The organism is Thalassolituus sp. LLYu03, from assembly GCF_050507655.1.
Taxonomy (GTDB): domain Bacteria; phylum Pseudomonadota; class Gammaproteobacteria; order Pseudomonadales; family Oceanobacteraceae; genus Venatoribacter.
In genome coordinates, this window is sequence record NZ_CP191496.1 from 1,160,174 (window position 1) to 1,184,660 (window position 24,487).

Annotated in this window: 12 protein-coding genes; 6 read left to right on the top strand and 6 right to left on the bottom strand. The window is 57.1% G+C overall.

Features of this window, described 5'->3' with window-relative positions:
* Nucleotides 1–33 precede the first annotated feature (33 nt).
* From ACQUQU_RS05415 to ACQUQU_RS05435, 5 genes are all read right to left on the bottom strand, one after another.
* On the bottom strand, nt 34–1,419 hold the full coding sequence (locus ACQUQU_RS05415) for a CmpA/NrtA family ABC transporter substrate-binding protein (RefSeq protein ID WP_430462228.1): 1,386 nt from the start codon (nt 1,417–1,419) through the stop codon (nt 34–36).
* A gap of 335 nt (nt 1,420–1,754) precedes the next feature.
* Nucleotides 1,755–2,906: an SO2930 family diheme c-type cytochrome gene (locus tag ACQUQU_RS05420; protein ID WP_430462229.1), complete on the bottom strand. Its 1,152-nt coding sequence runs from the start codon at nt 2,904–2,906 to the stop codon at nt 1,755–1,757.
* A gap of 33 nt (nt 2,907–2,939) precedes the next feature.
* A complete protein-coding gene (locus tag ACQUQU_RS05425; protein ID WP_430462230.1) occupies nt 2,940–4,121 on the bottom strand; it encodes an SO2930 family diheme c-type cytochrome in 1,182 nt (393 codons plus the stop codon).
* 170 nt (nt 4,122–4,291) lie between these two features.
* Complete coding sequence (locus ACQUQU_RS05430) at nt 4,292–5,959, bottom strand: parallel beta-helix domain-containing protein (RefSeq protein WP_430462231.1); 1,668 nt, start codon at nt 5,957–5,959, stop codon at nt 4,292–4,294.
* Nucleotides 5,960–6,234: 275 nt separating this feature from the next.
* Nucleotides 6,235–7,296 carry a helix-turn-helix domain-containing protein gene (locus ACQUQU_RS05435; protein ID WP_430462232.1) on the bottom strand — a complete coding sequence of 354 codons (1,062 nt, stop codon included), beginning with the start codon at nt 7,294–7,296 and terminating at the stop codon, nt 6,235–6,237.
* Between the two features lie 244 nt (nt 7,297–7,540).
* On the opposite strand from ACQUQU_RS05435, the gene ACQUQU_RS05440 reads away from it, so the two are divergent.
* The gene (locus tag ACQUQU_RS05440) at nt 7,541–9,952 is read left to right on the top strand and encodes a YgiQ family radical SAM protein (protein WP_430462233.1); all 2,412 of its coding nucleotides are present in this window, start codon (nt 7,541–7,543) and stop codon (nt 9,950–9,952) included.
* 246 nt (nt 9,953–10,198) lie between these two features.
* Entirely contained in the window at nt 10,199–12,127 is a 1,929-nt protein-coding gene (locus ACQUQU_RS05445) for a B12-binding domain-containing radical SAM protein (protein WP_430462234.1), read from the top strand.
* An 81-nt stretch (nt 12,128–12,208) separates the two neighbouring features.
* Here the strand turns inward: ACQUQU_RS05445 and ACQUQU_RS05450 are convergent, their stop codons facing one another.
* Nucleotides 12,209–12,583 (bottom strand): hypothetical protein, encoded by a 375-nt coding sequence (locus ACQUQU_RS05450; RefSeq protein WP_430462235.1) that lies wholly within the window; start codon nt 12,581–12,583, stop codon nt 12,209–12,211.
* A gap of 147 nt (nt 12,584–12,730) precedes the next feature.
* Between ACQUQU_RS05450 and recC the strand changes: the two genes are divergently transcribed.
* The 4 genes from recC (at nt 12,731) to ACQUQU_RS05470 (ending at nt 24,459) form a co-directional block, all read left to right on the top strand.
* Nucleotides 12,731–16,231, top strand: coding sequence for an exodeoxyribonuclease V subunit gamma (gene recC / locus ACQUQU_RS05455; RefSeq protein ID WP_430462236.1), 3,501 nt, complete (start codon nt 12,731–12,733; stop codon nt 16,229–16,231).
* On the top strand, nt 16,231–19,977 hold the full coding sequence (gene recB / locus ACQUQU_RS05460) for an exodeoxyribonuclease V subunit beta (protein WP_430462237.1): 3,747 nt from the start codon (nt 16,231–16,233) through the stop codon (nt 19,975–19,977). Before recC ends, recB begins: the two co-directional genes overlap by 1 nt.
* Nucleotides 19,974–21,887, top strand: a complete 1,914-nt coding sequence (gene recD / locus ACQUQU_RS05465) for an exodeoxyribonuclease V subunit alpha (protein WP_430462238.1) — start codon at nt 19,974–19,976, stop codon at nt 21,885–21,887. The genes recB and recD overlap by 4 nt, the downstream gene beginning before the upstream one ends.
* Before the next feature lie 70 nt (nt 21,888–21,957).
* Entirely contained in the window at nt 21,958–24,459 is a 2,502-nt protein-coding gene (locus ACQUQU_RS05470; RefSeq protein ID WP_430462239.1) for a DUF748 domain-containing protein, read from the top strand.
* Nucleotides 24,460–24,487 lie beyond the last annotated feature (28 nt).

The following is a 24,487-nucleotide window of genomic DNA, read 5'->3' on the forward strand; positions in this document are numbered from 1 at the left end:
GGGGCGCAGGCTGCCGGATTTTTCGGTCGGAGATCAGATGGTCTCGTCGCCTTTCAAACCAATTTTGAATTTCTTCAGGTAATCGTTTGGCTTGCTACCGTCGTAGGTAATACCGTCGATAAACTGGGTTTGTGGCGCTTTGAAGCCGGTTTCTTTGGCGAAATCCGGGAAGTCTTTGGCGTCCAGTTTGCCTTCGCTGATCAGTTCTTTGGCCGCAGAGGTGTAGATGTCAGGACGGTAAACTTTTTTGGCGATGTCCATGTACCAGCTGTCTGGTTTGGCATCGGCAATCTGACCCCAACGACGCATCTGAGTCAGGTACCAGATGGCATCTGAGTAGTACGGATAGGTGGCGTTGTGACGGAAGAATACGTTGAAGTCCGGCACATCACGCTTGTCGCCTTTTTCGTACTCGAAAGTACCGGTCATGGAGTTGGCGATCACGTTGGCGTCGGCACCTACGTATTGCGGTTTAGCCAGAATTTTTACGGCTTCCGGACGGTTGCCGTTGTTATTGGCGTCCAGCCAGGCGGCCGCGCGGATCAGGGCTTTAACCACGGCTTTATGGGTATTCGGGTATTTATCCGCCCAGGCTTTGCTGACACCGAATACTTTTTCCGGGTTGTCTTTCCAGATTTCGTAGTCGGTAATCACCGGTACACCAATGCCTTTGAATACGGCTTGCTGGTTCCACGGTTCACCCACGCAGTAACCGTAAATTGTGCCGGCTTCCAGAGTGGCAGGCATTTGCGGTGGTGGTGTTACCGACAGCAGGGCATCGGCGCCAATCTGACCTGAGGTATCGCCTTTTGCCGGAGCGTAATAACCCGGGTTAATGCCGCCGGCCGCCAGCCAGTAACGCAGTTCATAGTTGTGGGTTGATACCGGAAATACCATGCCCATGTTGAACGGCTTACCTTCGGCTTTGTATTTTTCAACAACTGGCTTCAGGTAATCGGCTTTAATCGGATGCACAGGTTTGCCGTTGGCATCTTTCGGAATATTCGGCTTCATTTGTTCCCAGATATCGTTGGAAACTGTGATGCCGTTGCCGTTCAGGTCCATGCTGAACGCGGTGATGATATCGGCTTTGGTACCGAAGCCGATGGTCGCGCCGAGAGGCTGACCTGCGAGCATGTGTGCGCCGTCGAGCTGACCGTCAATGACGCGGTCGAGCAGTACTTTCCAGTTGGCCTGAGCTTCGAGAGTGACGTACAGACCTTCGTCTTCAAAAAAGCCTTTTTCGTACGCAATGGCGAGTGGTGCCATGTCGGTGAGTTTAATAAAGCCGAATTTCAGCTCTTCTTTTTCAGGAAGGTCTTTTGCCATTACAGATGGTGCAGACAGAGTTGCCACACCAGCGGCCAGAAGCAGAGCACTTTTCAGAAAAGTGCGGCGCAGAGTATTCAGTCCTCGCATTGTCGTCCCCTTTGAAAACAAAAAAAAAGGCGCTCACGGCCGGAAGCCGTAAGCGCCTTTGCTTGAATACGTTTTGGAAGTGATGACCTTAATCCGCCGTTGGATCAGGTCCGTTTCACTGAAGACTGTTTAGCGAGGACCGTGCCAATTTTTAAATTTTTTTATTAGTGGCTGATTTTCCTGACTTTTTTTCAAAAATTGCCAATTTACTTTGGGATTGGCCGAAAGGTGGCCTGATTTGTTACAACCAAAAACGTGCATTGCAGAAGTGCCGGTGCGCTGTTGTTGTGCACATTGCAGGCACCGGCGTGTGCTTTTTTGTGAACGCCAGGGCATCAGCCGCTGCTGCAGTCTTGCGGGGGCAGGGTATTAATCCAGGCGCGGATCAGGGCCACGGCTTCGTCATCGGCGATGCTGCGCCCGAGTGGTGGCATGCGGTCCGGTGCGCCGTTCAGTTCCATGCGCAGCGGCAGGCTGGAGTCGTCACCGCGACCGGGCCAGATATCGAAACCACCGCCGCGCCAGCCGTGTGCGGAATTGCAGACGCCGTGGGTGTAGTCGATGGAGGCCCGGTTGTATTCCAGTCTCAGTCCCGACAACGACGCGGCGCCCGTGTCTGAGTGGCAGTGCGCACAATTGATGTCGAGATAGGCTTTGGCACGGTCCTGCAGACGTGCTTCGGCATTGCGCCAGTCGGGTGCCAGTGGCAGGTGTCCGGTATCCTGCGGAGCGCCCCGGAGCAGGCCGCGGGCCGCCCAGTCGGCCAGCTGGTTGATGCTGCCGCCATCGTCTGTGGCCAGCCATTTGTTCAGGTGGCGGGCTTTTGGGCCAATGGGAATCATATGGCCATCGTCGTTGTGGCAGGTCCGGCAGCTGGCGTAGGTGGGCATGCTGTAGCTGACGTCAATGTCGATGCCCTCGTGACGGATCACCGCAGGCACGGTATCGCCGCCGCCGTGAAAGTAGCCGTCTTTGAGATCCGGGTGCCAGCGGTACGGCAGCCCGAGCCAGCCGTCGGCGCGGTGAATCAAGAGCCGGACTTCGATGATGTCTTCACTGTCCCAGTGGCTGATGGCCGTGTCGGTCGGCAGGGCAAAGACTTTTACCAGCACAGTACCGACCGGAAAGTTGAGCGGTCCTTCTTCGGTGTAGGTCGCGGGTTCAACCTGACCTTGGGTCTCGGGCAGGAACAGATAACGGTACTTGCGCGCATGGTCACTGAACAGCGTGGAGTTCAGGCTGTAGGCAATACCCGGTGCGACCGGGTTGGCGCGGGGCTCGCCGGGGTCGGTAAACAGGCCATAGTCAGAAAGACGCAGACAGGGCTGACTGGTCAGCAAAGCGGTGGTGTTGATGCCGCCGCTGTGCTGTTCACACCCGGCCGGATTCTGGTCGCCCAGCTCGTAGTCGGGTTCTTGCACAGGGGCATCAGAAGGCCCGCCGCAGGCGCACAGCAGCAGGCAGGCAGAAAGCAGAATAACGCGCATAGCAATAGCGGGCCGCAGCCCGCCCTCGTGGTATCAGTGACAGGCCGGGTTGTCGGCGAGGCTGTTGATCCAGGCTTTAACCAGCTCAACCCCTTCGCCATGCACCAAGTCACGGCCCAGTGGTGGCATACGGTCGCCGCCTTCGGTGGCTGACATACGCTGGATCATGATGGATTCATCGGCGTTACCCGGATAAATGATCCACGACAGAGTGCCGCCGCCATAGGAAATTGGTTTCTGACACACCCCGTGCGCGTTGTGGTTGGTGTCGAAATCGAGTTCCCAGTAGGCGTGAAAGTTGGTGTTGCTGGCATCACCGCCGGGCCGGTGGCAGTGCCCGCAGTTGATGTCCATCCAGCCTTTGGCGTAGGTCTGCAGCTGGCTTGGCGGAATGGCACTGATGTCGGTGTTGTCGGTGAAAACCGGCACTTCATCAATGCTGGCCGCATCGGCCGGTACTCCGCTGAGAATGCCCGCCGCCAGCCAGTGCTGCAGCTGGTTTTCCGGGCCTGAGCCGTAATCGTATTCGGAATTCAGGAAACGGGCTTTCGGGCCGATCGGCGTGAAGATGCCGTCGCTCTGGTGGCAGCGCTTGCACTTTTGCGGATCCGGCACGCCGTAATCCAGCGCGTAGGTGGTTTCTTTGTGGGTCAGTTCGGTGCTGATCTGTTCGCCGTTCAGGTCGAGAGCGGCATCGGTGTGATCTGCGTTCCATACGTACGGCAGGGCGACCCAGCCGGTGGCGCGGTGGATCAGCAGACGGGTTTCAATCTGGGTTTCGTGTTCAAAGCCACGTTCGCTGGTGTCGCTTGGCAATGAGAAGGTTTTGGTGATCACGGTGCCCACCGGAAAGCTGAACGCGGCGTCGGCGCTGTAGGTAGCGGTGGTGTCATCCGGAACGAACACAAAGCGGTACTTGCTGGCGTAGTCGGTAAACAGAGGCGTCGACAAGGTATAAGGTACGCCGCGCGGACTCGGGTTGTCGGTCGCGTCACAAGGATTGGCAAACAGCTGATAGTCGGACAGTTTGGCGGCGTTCTCCGTCAGCAGTTTGTCCCACTGTACTGTGGTGGTGCCGGCGACGCAGACCGAGCTGCCGTTGCCATTGCCGTTGTCGGTGGATTCGCCACTGCCGCCACCGCCTCCGCCACAGGCGGTCAGTGCCAGCGACAGGGGTACAGCGAACAGCAGGGAAAGAGATGGGCGGAGGTTCATGGGTATCCTCGGTGTGTTCCTGGCCTGTGGCCTTGGTCTTCTTGTTGTCTTTTTTTGTCGTTCTTTAAACGCACATGCGGGCGTTTGGGTCCGTCACCGGCGCCTGGAGTGTGCGCAGGCGACGGTGACGGCGTGCCCGGACGGTTAACCCGCCCGGGTGCGACTGAGCATCAGTTCACGGTGCAATGTTCGCTTTCGGTGTCATCGGCACCACAACCGTAGGTTTCGCCACGGACAGCAACCGACGCGGCGCTGACGGTCACTGGCGTAAAGCCGGTGTTGCCTTCACAGGTCATGCTGTCGTTAGTGGCCACGAAAGACGGGTCCGGAGCGCCATCGGTGAAGGTGGCTTCAGCCGGGTTGGTCGGGTACACAGACGCCTGAGTCACACCGTCGCCGTTGTTGCTGGCGCAGACGTGATCACCGGCACCGTAGGCGGCAAATACGCCGGTATCCGGAATCTGCAGGCCGTCACTTTCCAGATCGTTGGCATCCAGCGCCGCTGCAATCTGGTTAATGCCGTTAGCGATCTGGGTCATGGAGCCCGCGTTGGCCAGCAGTTCGCCGACACCGTCGTACAGAATGTCCGGAATCTTCAGATCCAGCAGGGTGTAGGCGGTGATCAGGTCAGCAATCAGCTTGCCTTTCGGATCGTAGATACCATCCGCCACACTGATGCGGTTGTCGTGAATGTTGATGCCGCGTACCAGCGGGCTCCAGCCATCCAGATACTCCGGCGCGTAGGTGGCGATATCGCCGTAGCTCAGCACCTCAGTGCCGACGTTGGCGTTCGGAGCCTGTGCCACTTTGTCGTCCGGCAGCATGTAAGAGGTAATGGCAATCGAGGTGGTCTGATGGTCGGTGATGTCGTTGTCGAAGATTTCCACATTGGAGGTCGACAGCACGATCACGCCAGTACCCGGTGGCACGATGTGCACGCCGCCGGCAAAGTCGGACACGTTGGCAAAGTTGGGGGCGTTGTTGGCTTCTACTGTGTTGCCAAACACGCGCACACCATCACCGTACACACCGTTACCGATCGGCAGATCGAAAATCAGAATGCCGCCGGTGTTGCCGCGGGCGATGTTGTTGTACACGTCGGCATTCTTCGAGTTTTCAATCTCGATGCCGGCCACGTTTTTCTCGGCGATGTTGTTACGCACCACGATGTTTTCACTCTGACCGACGTACACACCGGCGTCGGCAGAGCCTTTCACGTAGCAGTCTTCGATCAGCACGTTGGAGGTTTCAACCGGGTACAGACCGTAGGCGCCGTTCGTGGCCTGATAGTCGGTTTCCCAGACGGTGGCCACGCGACGCAGCACGATGCCGTCGGTTTTCTTCAGTTTGATGGCGTTGTTAGGCGCTTCATACACGCCGAAGTCTTCCAGCACGATGTCTTCGGTATTGGAGATAAAGAAACCGTCGGCCTTATCGCCGCCGCTGGTCGCCGCGTCGAAGTCGAGGATGGTTTTTGCCATGCCGGCGCCACGGATGGTCAGGTCAGTGACCATGCCGACCTGTCCCAGAGAACCGTTACCGTCGAAGGTCAGCTCGGAACTGATTTCGTAACGGCCTTGTGGCAGCACAATGGTATCGCCGGTCTGGGCGGTGTTCAGAGCGGTAATCAGTTCTTCGGCGACGGTTTCGCTGCTGAGGTCTTTGGCAGAGCCGATGCAGATTACGCGGGCGCCAGTGGCAGTGCTTTCGCTGCAGCTGAATACTTTTTTAAGTTCTCCGGAATCCGCAGAGTTCTTGTCGTCACCGCCACAGCCAACCAGCCCCAATGCCGCAGCCGCGACCACCGCCGCCAGGCGGGTGTATCGGAAGTTCTTCATGATCGTTTACCTGTTGTTGTTTTTCGCTTGCAGTGCCGGGGTGCCGGCGGTCTGCACATGAGTGTTATTCCTTGCGTTGCCCATCAAAACGGATCGGAAGAAGGTGGTAAAAATAAATCGTGCTGCAAAGACTCAGGCTCACTGTGCATTTTGTAAAAAGCCAGATCTGGTGCGGCTTGCAGGGGCGTATCAGGAGGGGTTTCAGGCGCTGTGCAATTTCTGAAACACAGGAATTGCACAGCGTATTGTGCGCTCAGGCTGGGCTTAGCGGCGGTTCAGGAGGGCGATTGTGCCTGCGGCACGCGGCCGCGGTGTTCGCGGTAATCCGATGGCGTGGTGTCGTGAATTTTGCGGAAGGCGCGGTTGAAGGAGCTCATGGTGCGGTAACCGACATCGAGTGCGATGTTGGTAATCGGCGTGTCGGTTTCACTCAGTAAACGGTCGGCGGCTTCTCCGATACGCAGTTGATTGATGTACTCGTTGAAGTTGCTGTACCCCAGCTCTTTGTTGATGGTGGCCCGCAGCCGGTACTCGGGCAGCTGCAGGCGCTCGGCCAGAGCCGACAGCGTCAGGTTCTCCTGACGGTAGAAGCCGGTGTTCATCAGCTGATTCAGCTGTTGCAGCTCTTCGCTGTTTTCTTTGCTGACGCTCTGCTGATCAATGGGGGCGTCGGCGTCCGGTTCCGCCGCTGGGTGCGGCTGACGCTCCTGAGGCAGCAGATGCCAGAGTTCCGAACGCCCCTGCAGCAGCAGCCAGGCCAGAATCAGAATGGCCGAATCAATCGCCAGATAACGCGACACCGAATCGCCGATGCGCAGGTTGTAACTGAATATGCCCCAGCCGACGGCAATGCCGGTGGCCAGCATCACGCCACCCCGCAAGCGGCGACGGGCCTCAACCAGGTCATCGTTCCAATGCACGATCACTTCCCACCAGCCAAGAATCACCAGCAGGTACTCCAGCCACTGTGGAATGCCCTTGAGGGTGAAGTGCAGCGCCTGAGGTTCGCCGATCAGCAGATACAGCAGCGGGCCGCAGAAACTGTAGAACGCCAGGCCCCAGATCAGCGCGCGCGGTTCGTCGGGGCTGACAAAGGTGATGCGGCAGCACATCCAGAACAGAGCTGGGGTGGCGCTCTGCATCACGAACGAATAACCGCGCCACGGCTCGGGCACCCACTGGTGAAACAGGTGCACGTTGGCTCCGACCAGCAGCAGCACGAACAGCCGGGCGGCGACGGTATGGCGGAAATCACGGAGCAGCAGCAACGACAGCACCAGGCTTAAGCCGGCGCCGAAGGCGGCGAGAAACAGCTCCATGTCGGAATGGGTTGTCATAGCGTTGTTCTTATTCTGAATGAGGGTATGAGTTCACGGTGGCCAAAATGGTCAGCCAGTCGTCTGAAAAACGCAACAGGCAGACTTCGCCCGTCTGAGCCAATCCTGACACTGAAAATGCCGCTAAACCTCAGCTTTTACAGGGAATTGACCGGCGAATAGACACGGAAAAAAGCCGTTCTCAGCCTTTTGCCGGGCGGTGGAATTTGGGACAATGACGGCCGTTTTTTCCCGGTCGGACACTATGACTCAGCAAGCCCCCAAGGCGCCCGACGCGCCGCACCTGTTTTCTTACCACCCATACTGGGCCGAGTGCTACGGTACGGCACCTTTCCTGCCGATGAGCCGTGCGGAAATGGACCAGCTGGGCTGGGACAGCTGCGATGTGATCATCGTCAGTGGCGATGCCTATGTAGACCATCCGAGTTTCGGTATGGCCGTGCTCGGTCGTCTGCTGGAGAAGCAGGGCTTCCGCGTGGGCATCATTGCCCAGCCCGACTGGAACAAGCCTGAAGACTTCATGAAACTGGGTAAGCCGAATCTGTATTTCGGTATTACCGCCGGCAACATGGACTCGCTGATCAACAAATACACCGCCGACCTTAAAATCCGCAGCGACGATGCCTACACCCCGAACGGTGAGCCGGGCAAACGTCCGGACCGAGCGGTCATCGTGTATTCGCAGAAATGCCGCGAAGTGTACAAAGACGTGCCGATTGTGATCGGCGGTATCGAGGCCAGCCTGCGCCGTATCGCCCAGTACGATTACTGGAGCAATCAGGTACGCCGCTCGGTGCTGATCGATTCCGGCGCCGATGTGCTGCTGTACGGCAACGCCGAGCGCGCGCTGGTGGACCTGACCCACGAACTGGCGGCGGGCAAAACGCTGGACGACCTGAAAGACATGCGCGGCACCACCATTGTGCGCGATGCCACACCGGACGGCTGGACCGAAATCGACTCCACCCGTATCGACTGGCCGGGTCAGCTGGATCAGATTCCGAATCCGTACGACATGAAAGAAAGCAACAGCGAAAGCTGTGCCTCGAGTAACGGCGGTCAGAGCGCTGAAAGCGACGTCATGCCGGTGAAAATCATTCCGCTGCCGTTGCAGCGCAAAGTGGATCACGATCTGGAAAAAACCGTGATCCGTCTGCCGTCGTTTGAAAAAGTGCGCAACGACAGCGCACTGTATGCCCATGCGTCACGCATTCTGCACCAGGAGTCGAACCCGTTTAATGCGCGCCCGCTGATTCAGCGTCACGGCACCAAAGAAATCTGGGTAAACCCACCACCGATTCCGCTGGAAACCGATGAAATGGACGGCGTGTTCGGCCTGTTTTATCAGCGTGTGCCGCACCCGAGTTACGGCAAGGCCAATATTCCAGCGTACGAAATGATCCGCTTTTCGGTGAATATTATGCGCGGCTGCTTCGGTGGCTGTACTTTCTGTTCGATTACCGAGCACGAAGGCCGCATTATTCAGAGCCGTTCGCAGGAATCGGTGCTGCGTGAAATCGAAGAAATCCGCGACAAAGTCCCGGGCTTTACCGGCACCATTTCCGACCTCGGTGGCCCGACCGCAAACATGTATCACCTCACCTGTAAGAGTGACGTGATTCTGAAAAACTGCCGTCGTCTGTCGTGTGTGTATCCGGGCATCTGTAAAAACCTGAACACCAGCCACAAAGCCACCACCGAGCTGTACCGTGCAGCCCGTGCACTGCCGGGTATTAAACGTATCGCCATTGCCTCGGGTCTGCGGTATGACCTGGCAGTGGAAGATCCGGAATACGTACGCGAGCTGGTAACGCACCACGTGGGTGGTTTATTGAAAATCGCCCCGGAGCACACCGAACACAACGTGCTCAGCAAAATGATGAAACCGGGCATGGGCACCTACGACAACTTCAAGCGCATGTTTGATAAGTTCTCGAAAGAAGCCGGTAAAGAGCAGTACCTGATTCCGTACTTTATTGCCGCCCACCCAGGCTCAGAAAATAAAGACATGATGAATCTGGCGCTGTGGCTGAAGAAGCAAAAAATGCGCGTTGATCAGGTGCAGACGTTCTATCCGTCGCCGATGTCGCTGGCCACGGCGATGTACCACTCCGAGCGCAATCCGCTGCACCGCATGAGCTATAAATCAGACAAGATTTATATTCCGCGTGACATCGAACAGCGCCGCGTACAAAAAGCCTTCCTGCGTTACCACGACCCGAAAAACTGGCCGGTACTGCGTGACGCCCTGAAGGAAATGGGTCGTTATGACCTGATCGGCTCGGGCCCGAATGCGCTGATTCCGGCGGAAGATGCGCAAAATGTGAAGAGTACCCGCCGTCCGGGCTTCACCCCGGCCAAAGGTCGTCAGGGCAACAGCCAAAGCCAGCGTCCTGCAGCCAATGCGGGCGGCAAAACCGCGGGTAAGAACACGCCGGTTAAAAACGGCGCAGCTAATAATGCGGGTGCTAACAGCGGCGGCGCCAACAACAGAGGCTCCGCAGTCAATAAGGGGGCAGCCAAGCCCGCAGCCAAGCCGCAGACCGGCAAGGCCAATGGCGGTCAGGGGCAGGGTAACCGCCCTGCCAGCCCATTGTCGCAGGGCCCGTCCGGTGCCGGTGGCAAAGGAAAGGGCAAAGTGCGCAAACTGCGCTGAGGGTCGCCCCCTGCATCGTTTGGCGCCATGATTGGCGCCAGCGACCATTGAGCCGTTAAAAAGCCAGGGTGTATGCTCGGGCCTCACAGAGTCAGGCGGTTGAAAGGAATCGGCAGTCTAACGGACAGAACATTCAGCATGAGTTCTCGCCGGCAGCTCCGTCAGTTACCGAATAATCGGGTTGTCTTTATCCGGTCACTTATATCCGGAATGCTGAAGGCAGCACGGAATACACAGAGAATTCACATGAATACCCCAGCCAAAAAAAAGCATTACTGGAATTCAGCGCAGTTTAAGGTCAGTAATACCGCCTGGTGGCGGAATACGCTGAATGCCAACAGCCGGGTCGACGTCAGCGATTCGGCCCGTCAGGTCTTTCACCTGCTGTTGATCAAGCCTACCCGCTATGACGATGAAGGCTACCCGATTCAATGGGTGCGCTCGGCCATTCCGTCCAATTCCCTGGCCTGCCTGAATGGCATTGCGCTGGACGTCGCCGCCCGCCGCATTCTGGGTGATGACGTTGAAATCCGGGTCAGCACCTTTGACGAAGCCTGTGATGTGATCAAGGTTGATGCGCTGGCAGCCACGCTGCGCAGCAAAGGTCAGCGCGCACTGGTGTGCATGGCGGGTGTGCAGACCAACCAGTTTCCACGCGCAGTGGATGTGGCGAAACGCTTTGTGAAACAGGGCCTGCCTGTGTGCCTCGGTGGTTTCCATGTCAGTGGTGTGCTGAGTGTCATTGGCCGTCTGACCGATGAGCTGGTGGCTGCGCAGCAGGCGGGTATTTCGCTGTTTGCCGGCGAAGCCGAAAGCGGGCGCTTTGATGTGGTGGTGAAGGATGCTTGGAACCAGCAGCTGCAGCCATTGTACGACTATCAGAAAGACATGGTGTCGCTGGAAAATCAGCCGCAGCCGGTTTTGCCGACGGCCCTGGTCAAACGCAATTTTGGCAGCATCAGTACAATCGATCTTGGCCGCGGCTGTCCGTTTCAGTGTTCATTCTGTTGCATTATTAACGTGCAGGGCCGCACCAGCCGTTCCCGTTCTGCCGACGACCTGGAAGCGCTGGCCCGTCAGGCCTGGGCGGCCGGGCTCGAGAAAATTTTCATCACAGACGACGACTTTGCCCGTAATAAAAACTGGGAAGAATTATTTGATCGTCTGATTCTGTTGCGTCAGGAAGGCATTAAACTCCGCCTGCTGATTCAGATTGATACCCAGGCCCACAAAATTCCGAATTTTATCGACAAAGCCGTTGCCGCGGGTGTCGATAACGTCTTCATCGGTCTTGAAAACATCAATGCCGATAACCTGAAGTCCATTCAGAAGCGTCAGAACAAAATCACCGATTACCGCAATATGCTGCTGCAGTGGAAGCGTTACCCTGTGGTGATCTGGGGCGCTTATATTGTTGGCTTCCCGAACGATACCTATGAGTCGGTGGTACGCGATATTGAAATCATTAAGCGCGAACTGCCGATCGATATTTTAAACCCGTCCATTCTGACGCCGTTGCCGGGTTCGATGGACCATAAGCACATGCTGGAAAATGGCGAGTGGATGGATCCCGATCTCAACCGCTACGACCTGTCGCACCGGGTAACCCACCACGCGCGGATGAGCGACGACGAATTTGACCGTATGTATAAGGCCGTGTGGGACACCTACTACACGCGGGATCACATGCGCACCGTTATCCGTCGCGCCTTTGCGTTGGGCAGTAATAAAAAATACACCTTGTCCGGACTGCTGACCGCCTTTGGTACCATCACCAAAGTAACGGGCATCCGTTCCTACGACATGGGCTTTATCCGCTATGTGGCGCGTAAAGAGCGGCGCGAAGGTTTGCCGATCGAAAACCCACTGATTTTCTACCCGAAAATGTACTGGCGCCTGTTAAAAAGCGCGCTGATCATCAGCCGTGCGGCGACATCGCTGGCCGGGGACGCGCGCAGAATGTGGCAATCGCGCTCTTTTGAAGGCTATAAAGATGAAGCGATTACGCCGGTCACACTGGACGATTACGAAACCATGGACATGTATCAGAACACCCGTGGTGTGAAAGAACAGGCAGAAAAAGCGGTGGCGAAGCAGGTAGCCAAAGAGCGCCGTGAAGAAGCCAAAGCGTCTGAGGCGGAAAAGGAAAATAACGTTTTCTTTAAAGAAGCCTGACACACGCTAATGTCTGATGAACGGACCGGTATCGCAGGATGCCGGTCCGTTTGCATTTTCAGCGGGCCTTACCGGTCGATATTAACAGTCTTTATTTTCTGCACCGGCTGCGTCTTTCACTTTTTCGCAGGCGCTTTCCACCGCGTCGCTGGCCGCTTCGCCGGCTTTGACTGCAGTGTCTTTCACGGCATCGCCCGCTTTTTCGGCGCCATCTTTTACCGCATCCGCGGCGGCTTCGCCTTTTTCTTTCAGGTAGTCGCCGGTGTTTTGTGCGGCTTCTTTCACCGACTCTTTCGACGATTCATAAGCCTGTGTTACTGAGTCTTTGGCGGCTTTGGTGGCGTTGTCGATTTTGGCGCCGACTTTCTGCGCGGCGTCGTCGCTGCAGGCGGCCAGCAGGGTGGTCAGGGCCAGCGCAGTCAGTGTCAGTTTGATGGCCGGAATATTGAACGTCATATGAGTCTCCTTATCGATGAATATGGCTCAAAGAATGAGCGCGTTACGGGCAGAAAGTTCCTGTATCGTGGCTTAACACAAGGGCAGATCACAAGCCCCTGATCTGTTAATCTGGGCTTTGTTCAGACTGACGGTTTCAGGGAAAGTATGTTCCGCCTCTACCACGCCAACGACCTCGAAATTCTTAAAGGCATTCTGCTGAAACTGATGCAGCAGAGCCCCGCCGGTCCGTTCGCAAAAGAAGCCATTCTGGTGCAGAGTCAGGGCATGTCGCACTGGCTGAAACTGCAGCTGGCCGACGGTCTCGGTGTAGCCGCTCAGGTCGATTTTCCTCTGCCCTCCAGTTTTGTCTGGCAGGTATTCAACCGGCTGAAACCCGATCTGCCGGAACGCTCGCATTTCGATAAGCACATCATGGCCTGGAAGCTGGTGCGCCTGTTGCCAGAGTTGGCCGCAAAACCGGAATGTGCGGCCATTGCCCACTATTTAACCGACGATCAGGATGGCCTGCGTTGTTATCAGCTGGCCACCACCATCGCCGACGTCTTTGACCAGTATCTGGTTTATCGTCCCGACTGGTTGCTCAGCTGGGAAATGGGCGTCGACGAAGTGGCGGACACCGATGTGTCGGCCCATGCCTGGCAACCGTATGTCTGGCGGGCGCTGGTGGCCGACAGTGCAGAATTAAACCATTCACTCGACCACAGGGCACGTTTGCTGACTCAGCTGGAAGATCTGGTGGCCAAACACCCGGAGCGTCTTCAGGGCTTGCCGAAACGTCTGTTTGTGTTTGGTATCGCCGCGCTGCCGGGTAGCTACTGGCAGGTGCTGAAAGCCATTTCTCCCGTGATTGATGTGCACTTTTTTCTGCTCAATCCTTGCCGCAATTTCTGGGGCGATATCGTCAGCGACAAACAGCGCCTGTCGATTTTACGCAAACAGCCGGATGCATCGGACCTGCTCGACCGTGGCAACCCGCTGTTGGCTTCCTGGGGCAAGCTTGGGCGGGATTTTCTGACGCTGGTGAACGACAGCAGTGCCGATGGTGAGCTGCAGGACGTTGAACTCTGGTATCAGGACGACAGTAAAGCGCCGTCGCTGCTGAATTATGTGCAGCGGGATATTCTCGATTTAACCGATCGTCAGCAGGGCGCCTTTACCGCCGACGCTCTGCTGCACAGCCGCTTTAAGCAGGGAATTGATGCCAGTGACGGCAGCTTGCGGCTGGTCAGTGCGCACAGTCCGTTGCGCGAAGTTCAGCGCCTGTACGATCAGATTTTGTTCTGGCTGGAGCACAATCCGCAATTAAAACCGCGCGATATTGTGGTGATGGTGCCGGATATCGACCAGTACGCGCCCTATATTGATGCCGTATTTGCCAGCCATAAAGCGACGACCAGCGGTGGTGGCGAATACCGGATTCCGTGGGCCATTGCCGACCAGTCGATGGCGCAGGAAGATCCGCTGATCGACAGCTTTTTACGTTTATTGGGTCTGGCCGATTCACGCCTGCTGATCACCGACGTGCAGGACTGGCTCGACGTTGCCGCGATCCGCAATCGCTTTGACCTGAGCGAAGACGATTTACCGCCACTGCGCGACTGGCTGGCGCAGGCGCAGATCCGCTGGGGGTTGGATGGCGAGCAGCGCCGGCAACTGGGGCTGCCGGCCTTTGAACAGAACAGCTGGCGCAAAGGTCTGCGGCAGTTATTGCTGGGCTACATGCTGCCCGATGGCGATGACGATTTTCTCGGTGATTTTCCGTTGGCCGCAGCCGAAGGTAATGAAGGCGAACGCCTGGGTAAATTGATGGCGTTTATCGATACGCTGGAGCATTGGCAGCGTTTCTTCGCTCAGGGGACCCGCTTAAACGCCGACTGGGTGTCAGCCCTGCAACGCCTGCTGCCCGATTTTTACGCACCCTCCGACAGCGAGCATTATTCACTGCAACGCCTGCGTGATGTGATCCAGCGCTGGTCAGACGAACTGGCGATTGCCGCGTTTGATTGCCCGCTTACGCCCGTGGTGGTGCGCAGCTGGTTTAACGAGCAGCTGGGACAACAGGGCGGCTGGCAGCGCTTTTTAGCCGGACCGGTGAATTTCTGTACCCTGATGCCCATGCGCTCGATTCCCTTTAAAGCCGTTTGCCTGTTGGGTATGAACGACGAGGATTACCCGCGCCGGGTGACGCCGGTGGGCTTCGATCTAATGGTCAGTGGCAAACCCCGACGCGGTGACCGTTCGCGCCGGGAAGACGACCGCTATTTATTTCTGGAAGCCGTCTGCTCTGCGCAGGATTATCTGTACATCAGCTACCGTGGCCGTGATGTGCGCGAAAATGCCGAATTACAGCCGTCGGTGCTGGTCGCCGAATTACGCGATTATCTGTGCGACGGCTTTTGTCTGAACGAACACCTTGAGCTTCCTCACAGCGTCAGCCATCAGCATTTTGCGCACTGGCTGTGCGAGGAATTACCCCTGCAGCCGTATAACCCGGCGCATTTCAGCCCGCAGAATAATCCGCGAAATATCCGGGGGTTTCAGTCGGTCTGGGCCCAGGTTGCCAATGCCGGACTTTTGTCTGCAGGTCACGGGGTTACAGGACATAGTGCTGCTGAACAGGCATCACCGTGGCTGACTCAGGCACTGGCGCTGCCTGCCGACCTGAATCAGCTGCAGGTGCTTTGGAGCGATGTCTGTCAGGCCATGACCGACCCGATGAAATTTTTTATGACCCGCAGGTTGCGCGCCACGCTGGATATTCACTGGCAGGAACACGAAACCGAAGAACCCTTTGCGCCCGGCGGTCTGGATTTTTATCTGCTGAAGCAGGAATGGCTGAACCGGGTGATGACCAACACCGGGCGTCTGGATGACGTCGAAGCCGATGCACTGGTGTTTACCGGTCGCCAGCAGGCACTGGGATTATTGCCGGTCAATCAATTGGGCCGGGTGTGGAGCGAAGGCGTTGCAACCGATGTGCTGCCACTGGCGCACACCCTGTTCGCACTGACGCAGCAGCGCATGCCGTCACGGGCGCTGTCGTACCGTGCCGGTGGCTGCGATATTTCCGGTGAATTACAGCAGGCCTTTTGTGAGCGCGAAGGCGATGACACGGGCTATCTTGTGCTGCAGCGTGTTGGCGATATCCGTGGCCGCGATCTGCTCAATGCCTGGCTGCAACTGGTGCTGGTAGCGGCTGCACAGCCAGGGTTAATCAGCCACGCGGTACTGCTGGGTCTTGGCAAAGAAAAAAATCAGAAGGTGCTGCGCCGCATCGTTTTAAAAGCGCCGGCGCAGGCGTTGGCGCAAGCGCAGGTTGCACAGGCCTTAATCTGGTACTGGCAATGCTGGTGTCAGCCGCTGCCGCATTTGCCCGACACCTTATGGATGCTGCTGAATGGCATCGGCAACATAACGCAAAAAACCGATGATCCGGATGAACAGCAGGAAGCGCTCGAAAAAATGCTGAACGAGATGGCCGAACGGGAAAGCGGTGAACTGACGTCTGCCTATCTGCAACGCTGTCTGCCGCAGTTTGTGAGTGACGACTTACTGAATAATCACCAGCAATGGCTTGACGATTACGGCACGCTCATGCGCGCGCTGAGCGAGCATATTGTGAACGAAGACGGGGAGGCCAACTGATGCAGACCCTTTCCGTGCATGATTTTCCGTTGGCCGGACAGTCATTGATTGAAGCCAGTGCGGGCACCGGAAAAACCTACACCATCGCCGGTTTATATAACCGGTTAATTCTCGGTCATGGACGGGGCGGTGAGCGGCTGGGTTGCGACCAGATTCTGGTGGTGACCTTTACCCGTGCGGCAACCGAAGAATTACGGGGCCGGATCCGTCAGCGTCTGCGCGACAGCTTTGAAGATATTCTGCGTCTGGAAAATAACCAGAAAGCACACGACAGCGCCTTTTATGCCTGCCTGAGCGATCTGGCTGCGCAGGCCGGTTGTGATGCTGCGGTCATCCGTCAGGGCGTAAAACCCTGGTTGCAGGCTAATTTAGCCTTAATGGATGAGGCTGCCATTTTTACCATCCACGGTTTTTGTCAGCGCATGCTCAAACAATTTGCGTTCGACAGTGGCGTGGTGTTCAGCGCTGAACTGGTGCTGGATGCGGATACTTACCTGCAGCAGGCCTGCGAAGATATCTGGCGCCGTGAGGCGTATCCGTTGTCGGCGGAACAAAGCCGCTTTTTGCTGAGCCGTTATTCCGGCCCGGATCAGCTGCTGGCAAAAGTAAAATCGCGCATCGCCCGTCCCGACGTTAAGGTGTTACCGGTCGTACCAGCCGATTCTTTTGATGCGCTGTGGGCGCAGGCCGCGTCGCAGTTTCAGCGAATCCGGGCGCTTTGTGCCGACACCCCGGCGGCCGATCTGGTGCAATTGATAGCCGCCTCCGGTGTCAGCAAGCGCAGTTACAACAGCAAAAATACCCCCAATTGGGTGGGGCAGGTGTACCGCTATTTCAGTGGTGAATTTCAGCTGCCGGAAGCCGACAACCTGTCGCGGCTGACCTACGAGGTAATGGAAGAAAAGCTGGAAAAAGGCGATTTACCGAGCCATGCCTTGTTTGACGCATTTTCGGCATTCAGCAAACTCGCCGGTCAGTTGTCGTTATTGCTGGATCTGGCCTGGCAGGACGCCATCAGTGCCCGCTATTTCGAATTGCTGGAACACGCCGGTGCGTTAACGCCGGACGATCTGCTGCGTCTGCTGCAGGCTGCCCTGCGTTCGGTGCAGGGCGAGGCGCTGGCCACGCAGATCCGTCGCCTGTATCCGGTGGCCATGATTGACGAATTTCAGGATACCGACCCGCAGCAATACGAAATTTTTAACCGTATTTATCCGGCCCGGATGCCAGAACAGTCGAAGCAACCGGTCGATCCAGATCGGCCCGGCTGCAGCGATTATGCGCTGATTATGATCGGTGATCCGAAGCAGGCAATTTACGGCTTCCGTGGTGCGGATATTTTTACCTACATTACTGCCCGCCGGCAGCTGGCTGACAGCCAGCGTTTCACGCTCAGCACCAACTGGCGCAGCCATACGCGTCTGGTCAGTGGTGTAAACGAATTATTCGCCGCGAACACGTCGCCCTTTATTTTTGATGACGACATTGAATTTATTAAAGTCAGCGCCGGTGGCAGTCACGACAACAAAGCGTTTCAGGTCGGTGGTGTTGAACAAACACCACTGCAGCTGTGGCACGACGGCGAAGAATATTCCCGCCCGGCTGCGCAGCGTACCGCCGCCAGTCAATGCGCTGCACAAATTGCCGCGCTGATGCAAGGGGCCGGGCGTCTCGGCGAAAACAGCGTTCAGGCGCGCGACATAGCGGTTTTGGTGCGCAGTCGTCGCCAAGCCGGTTGGGTGCGCGAAGCCCTGGCCGCCGAAGGCATCGGCAGTGTGTTTTTAACCCGTGATTCCGTGTTTGAAACCCAGGAAGCGCTGGACACATTCCGCTGGTTGCAGGCCATTGCGCATCCGGCGGATGAACGCACGCTGCGTTCGGCACTGGCCACCGAAACTCAGGGGTACAGTGCCCATCAGCTGGATCAGTTTCTGAATGACGAAAGCGCGTGGGAAGACGTACTCAGCCGGCATCAGCTGTATCACCAGTTGTGGAATCGCCGCGGCGTCATGGCGGCGGTGATGCAATGGCTGGAAGACGACGGCCGCGCGGAACGTCTGCGGGCGCTGGCGGATGGTGAACGTCGCCTGACCAACCTGATGCATCTGGGTGAATTATTGCAGTCGGCCAGCCGCCGTCTGCGTGGTCACGAAGCTCTGCTGCGCTGGCTGGGCGAGCATGTGTTCAGCGAGCAACACGCCGGTGATGAGGCACAGTTACGCCTCGAAAGTGACGCCAATCTGGTGACCATCGTCACCATTCATAAATCCAAAGGCCTGCAGTACCCGCTGGTGTTTTTGCCCTATTTATGGGATGACCAGACTACCAATGCCAAAGCCGATGTGCAGTATTTCAGTGACAAAGACGGCGGCATGGTGCTGAATCTGCGCCCGGACGACGAAGCCAAAGCTCAGGCCGCGCGCGATGCACTGGCCGAAAGTCTGCGGCTTTTGTACGTGGCGTTAACCCGGGCCGAACAGGGGTGTTTTGTCTGGCTGATGGACGCGCTGGACGGCCGCTCGAAAAATCAAAAGAAATCCATTATTGCCGCCAGTGCACTCGGCTATTTGCTGGGGCTGGATACCGACCCGGACTGGCAAGGCCTGAAAGACAATGCCCACGCGGATATTGCCGTTTCGGCCCCGGCAGACTGGACGTCCTGTGTGAGCGTCAACACCAAACCGAGTCAGAACTTACCATCGCTGGCTGCCGAATTGTTTTCCGGTCGTGCCCGCGATTTATGGCGGGTCAGCAGTTACAGCCAGCTGACGCAGGAGCATGACGGCGGTGCCGTTACTGTCGCTGCTGCTGAATCGTTAAATGCGGACGACGAGTTACTGCGCGGCGATGAAATGGCCACCGGCGCCAGCGCAACTGATTATTCAGTTGTGAACACGTTAGCCAGCGATGAGGCGCAGGCCTTTGATGAGCTGCATCCGGCGCTGACCTTCGCCAAAGGCGCAAACGCCGGCACTTGTCTGCATGCGGTGTTTGAACACTGGGATTTCCGTGATGCACAAAAACTGGCGGATATCGGCGCCCGTGAGCTGAGTCATTATGGCTTGCTGGCTGCCTCCGACAGTGAGCAGGCTGCGCAAATTCAGGCGTTAAGCCAGTGGTTGACGGCTGTTGTACAAAGCCCGTTGATGGATGCCCGGCAAGCGCGTTTTTGCCTGGCCGATATTGGCGCCGGCAACCGTCTGGATGAAATGGAATTTTATTTACCGGTGGCGAATTTACGTCCACATCAGATTGATACGCTGCTGGCATCGCCAGCGGGACGCCACGGCCGCTTTCATTTCGATCCGCTGAGCGGCTATTTAAAAGGCTTTATCGACCTTATTTTCTGTCACGACGGCCGTTATTACGTGGCGGATTATAAATCGAATCATCTGGGTTTTACGCTGGCCGACTATGCGCCGGCGTCATTGCAGAATGCCATGCTGGATCACAGCTATGACCTGCAGGCCTGGATTTACACGCTGGCGCTCGATCAGTTGCTTAAGCACCGCCTTCCGGATTATCAGCCGCAGCAGCATCTGGGTGGTGTGTATTATTTCTTCCTGCGTGGCATGCATCTGGGCAAGGGTGCACCTCTGTTCAGCCTGACCGCGCCGGGGGCGGCTCAGGGCGATTTATTTAACAGCGTGCACTACGAATTACCGCCCGGTGTTTATTACCACGCTATCGATGAGGAGCAGCTTGCGCGCTGGCGTCAGGTGTTCTTTGAGGAGGCTTCCGTATGAGGCTGCGTGAACCGACGCCGCTTGCCGGTGTGCGCGATATCGACCGCCAGCTGGCCGACCAGATTGTGCGTTACGAAACCTCAGTGCGTGACCCCGGAACCGACACCGGGCCGTTATGGCTCAGCGCGTTAATGGTCAGCATCGCGTTGGGCAAAGGACAGGTGTGTCTGCCGTTGTCCATGGGGTTATCAGTGCCAGCTGGACTTTCGGACCAGTGGCAAGCGAGTGGCGTTGATGAACTGGTATCCGTATTGGCCCGGTGTCACACCGTTTTTAATACCGCCTCTGGCGCGGATTATGCCCGCCAGCCGCTGGTGCTGGATGGCACAAATCTGTATCTGGCGCGTTATTATTTTTACCAGCAGTCACTGCTTGAATTTCTGCAGCAGCGTTTGCAGCACGGCGTGACGGAGGCTGCCGACGACACCACGCTGACGGCCATTTTGCAGCCGTTATTTCCGTCCACTGACGGCGTTGATTGGCAGAAGGTGGCGGCGGCGACGGCCTGTACTCAGCGGCTGGCGGTCATCACTGGTGGCCCGGGCACGGGTAAAACCACCACAGTAACGCGTCTGCTCAGTGCCTTGCTGAGTGTGAACCCGGATTTATCGGTTGCGCTGGCAGCACCCACCGGAAAAGCCGCCGCGCGTATGACGGAATCGATCCGTAATGCCCGCTTAAAAGCCAGCGCCGGCGCCTTGCCTTACGCGGAACGCATTCCCGACGAGAGTTTTACCCTGCATCGTTTACTCGGCTGGACACCGCGCGGTTTCCGCTACAACCGCGAGCGATCATTGCCGTTCGATTGCGTGGTGGTGGACGAAGCCTCCATGGTGGATTTACCCATGATGCATCATTTATTTGCCGCGCTGGCGCCCCATGCCCGGTTAATTCTGCTCGGTGACCGCGATCAGTTAGCCTCGGTAGAAGCGGGCAGTGTGCTGGCGGATTTATGCGACGCCGGAACCCAGCACGGCCCTTCACTTGAATTTGCTCAACGTCTGAGCGGGCTTACGGGGTACGATTTAATGCCGTTCGCCGAAGCAGCGGAGCGGCCGATTCAGAACGCGGTCGCGCAATTGCGGGTGTCGCACCGCTTCGATGCGAACAGCGGTATCGGTCAGCTGGCGCAGGCGGTGAACAGCAGTAACCTAAGTGCCGCTGCACAGGCGTTTCAGCGGTTCAGCGATATTGAATATTTCGCCCTGCAGCAGGACAGCCGCAATCCGTGGTGGACGGATCGCCGTTTTCAGGATCGCATAGTGCAAGGTCATGCGGCGTATTGCGCGGCGGTTCAGCAGCAGATGAATAATCCGCAACAGGCGCAGGCGGTGCTGGATGCATTTAATGAATTTCAGGTACTGGTGGCTTTGCGTCAGAGTGTGTACGGCGTGACGGTGGTGAATCAGCGCATCGAGCAATTGTTGCAAAGCAAAGGCCTGCTGAATACACCACAAATGGCCGGAAACGCTATGAATCAGGGCTCAGGTGCCTGGTACGCGGGCCGGCCGGTCATGATTAACCGCAACGATTATGACCTTGGATTATTCAACGGCGACATCGGTATTGCCCTGATGGCAGCCGATGGCAGCGGGCAGCTTAAGGTGGCGTTTCCGGCGTCCGACGGCAGCGTACGCTGGTTATTACCGAGCCGCTTGCCCGAGCACGAAACAGCGTTTGCCATGACAGTGCACAAAAGTCAGGGCTCTGAATTCACGGAACTTTGCCTGCTGCTGCCAGACCAATGGCAGAGTGTGATTACGCGCGAGCTGATTTACACCGCCATCACCCGCGCCCGCGAGCGCTTCTGCTTATTTACCTCAGATGCCTGCTGGCAGCAGGGCCTGATCACCCGGGTACAAAGGGCCAGTGGTCTGCGCGATGCCTTGTGGGGAGCGCGTCAGGCATGACGCGGAACACAGAAAGAGCGCAGACAGCATTGGCCTTGCGGCCCTGAGCAACCAAAGAACACCCGATATTATGAAACGTTTTTTACGCCATTTTCTGATCGCTGTTTTGTTTGTTGTCACGCTCTTGCTGGTGGGTATTCAGCTGGCGCCGGCACTGGGTCTTAAGCTGGCGGATCGCTGGTATGCACAGCAGGGCGAGGGATTTTCGTTAACCGCTGGTGACTGGTCTTTTTCACCCTTTAAATTGCAGTTTCGCTTACATGACCTGACCCTGACGCATCCGGGTGTTGCCAATGGCCAGACCACGCTGAAAACGCTGGCGCTGAATCTGGATGTAAAGGCTCTTTTGCAACAGCGCGTGCATGTACGATCGCTGGCGGTTGATGGTCTGGCGCTGAATCTGGCGGTCGAAGAACAGGACGGGAATAAAAATCTGAGTGTGGCAGGCCTGATGATTCCACTCGCGTCGCCCGCAGCGGATAAACCGGCAGTGGCTGAAACCGATGAAGCTGAATCCGCTGTCGATGCAACGGTGCAGGCGGCAGCATGGACTGTTCAGCTGGATCAGTTAACGCTGAACGACGAGCGCATCGTGTGGCGCGTTAATGATCAGTCTCTGGATGCATCCGGCGAGTGGTGGTTGCAGTCGCTGACGTTAGCGGATTTTTCCAGTACGGGATCTTCGCCGGTGACTGTGCAATTAAGCGCGCAGATTGCCGCGCTGGCCGTGCGTACGCCACAGGCCGTACAACTGCAGAATCCGCTGTCGCTGACCGTGGCCGGTCAGCTGCTGAACCCGATGCTGGCGCCGCAATTTCAGGGCGATATTACGGTAAATAATGTGGGCGTTCAGGTACACGATTCATTGTCCGTGGCCTTGCAGCAACTGGCGCTGAAGGGCTTGGTGGCCGACGCAACGCAGCAGCAATTAACGGCGCTGCAACTGAATGGCTTCACCTTCCGTAATGAATCTGCGGCGGCGACCAAGACGGAAGCAAAAAGAACAGAAGCAAAAAGCACAGAGGTAGGAAGTGCTGAAGAAAAAAATGCTGATGCAAAAAGCCCAGGTGAATCAGACGCCTTTGAAAAAGACTTGGGTGAAAAAGACACGGCTGCACCCGCTGCACAGGCCATCACCCTTGAGAAATTAACCCTGTCCGGCATTACCAATCAGAGTAATCAGCAGCATGTTGATGCACTCGACCTGCAGGGGCTGACTCTCAGCGCCGGCGGTAAGTCCTTACTGACGCTTGGTCAGTACCGTATTTCCGGTCTGGATTATCAGACAGCGGGCACATTGTCGGTTGGCGAGCAGGCCTACACCGGCCTGACGCTGGCCGTTGAGCGCCGCGCCGATGGTTCTCTGGCTGGTTTGCCGGATCAGTCATCGGCCAGTCATTCAGACCCGGACGATGCAGGCACTGTGTTGGCTGCTGGATCTGCCGCTCAAGCACCGGCTGAAAGCGAGGCTGTCACTCAGGTTCTGGCGATCGTACTGGCGGGTTTGCAACAGGGAATGGCTGCGTTACCAGCTGAGGGTGATGGTGCCATTAAATCTGGTGCAGGCGATGCACAACCGACTCAAATCCGCATGCTGGATGCCAGTGTCACGCCACCACTGCGGGCCACATTAACCATCCACGAGCTGCACATAGGCGCAATACAGCCAGATATATCGGCGACACCGCTGCAACTAAAACAGCCTGTGCCGGTGCGGCTGGTGCTGGGGCTGGATGACTACAACCGTATCCGCATCGACGGCGAACTCGGCCTGTATGCGCGTGATGGGCAGGTGTATCCGCAGGGTGAACTGACGGTGCACGCCGAGCAGCTGGATCTGGTGCCATTTAATGGCTATCTCAATCAGGCCATGGGCTATCAGGTTGAGCGCGGCATGCTGAATCTGGATGCGATCATTCAGGTGAATCAGGCCCGGCTGTCTGGCGACATTAAAATTCTGCTGCGCAATTCGCGCTTCGTACCGTCCGATCAGCAAACCATCGCCCGCGTCAGCAAACAGATCGCCATGCCGGTGGATACTGCACTCGATTTACTGCGCGATGACAACGGTAACGTGCGTTTGTCGGTGCCTCTGTCGGGTGATCTCAGTCGTCCGGACTTTGGTCTGAATGACCTCTCCCGTCAGCTGAGTAAACTGGCGCTGCAGCAGGGCGCCTTGTACTACCTGAAGCAGAGTCTGCAGCCGTACACGACCATGATTACCGTGGCGTCCTACGCCGGTGACTACCTGTTTGCCATCCGCCTCGATGCCCTGAGCTTTGCTGCGGGCAGCCATGAACTGGCGGACGATCAGACCGAGCGTCTGAATAAAGTGGCCGGATTAATGAGCAAGAAAACCGATCTGGAATTACGCGTCTGCCCGTTCGTCAGCCACGACGAGGCCGGCACGCTGGCCGATCAAGGCGTGGCGCTGGCCACGCAGCGCGGCCAGACCGTAAAAGCGTATCTGGCGGCACAAACGGACAACAAAGGGCAATCGCTGGCACCGCGGGTGACGGTGTGCAAGGCCCAGCAGGGAGAACGTTCGGAAGTGGTGTTGGGTGTTGAATAAGGCCGCCCGCACTGCGCTACTATTTTTC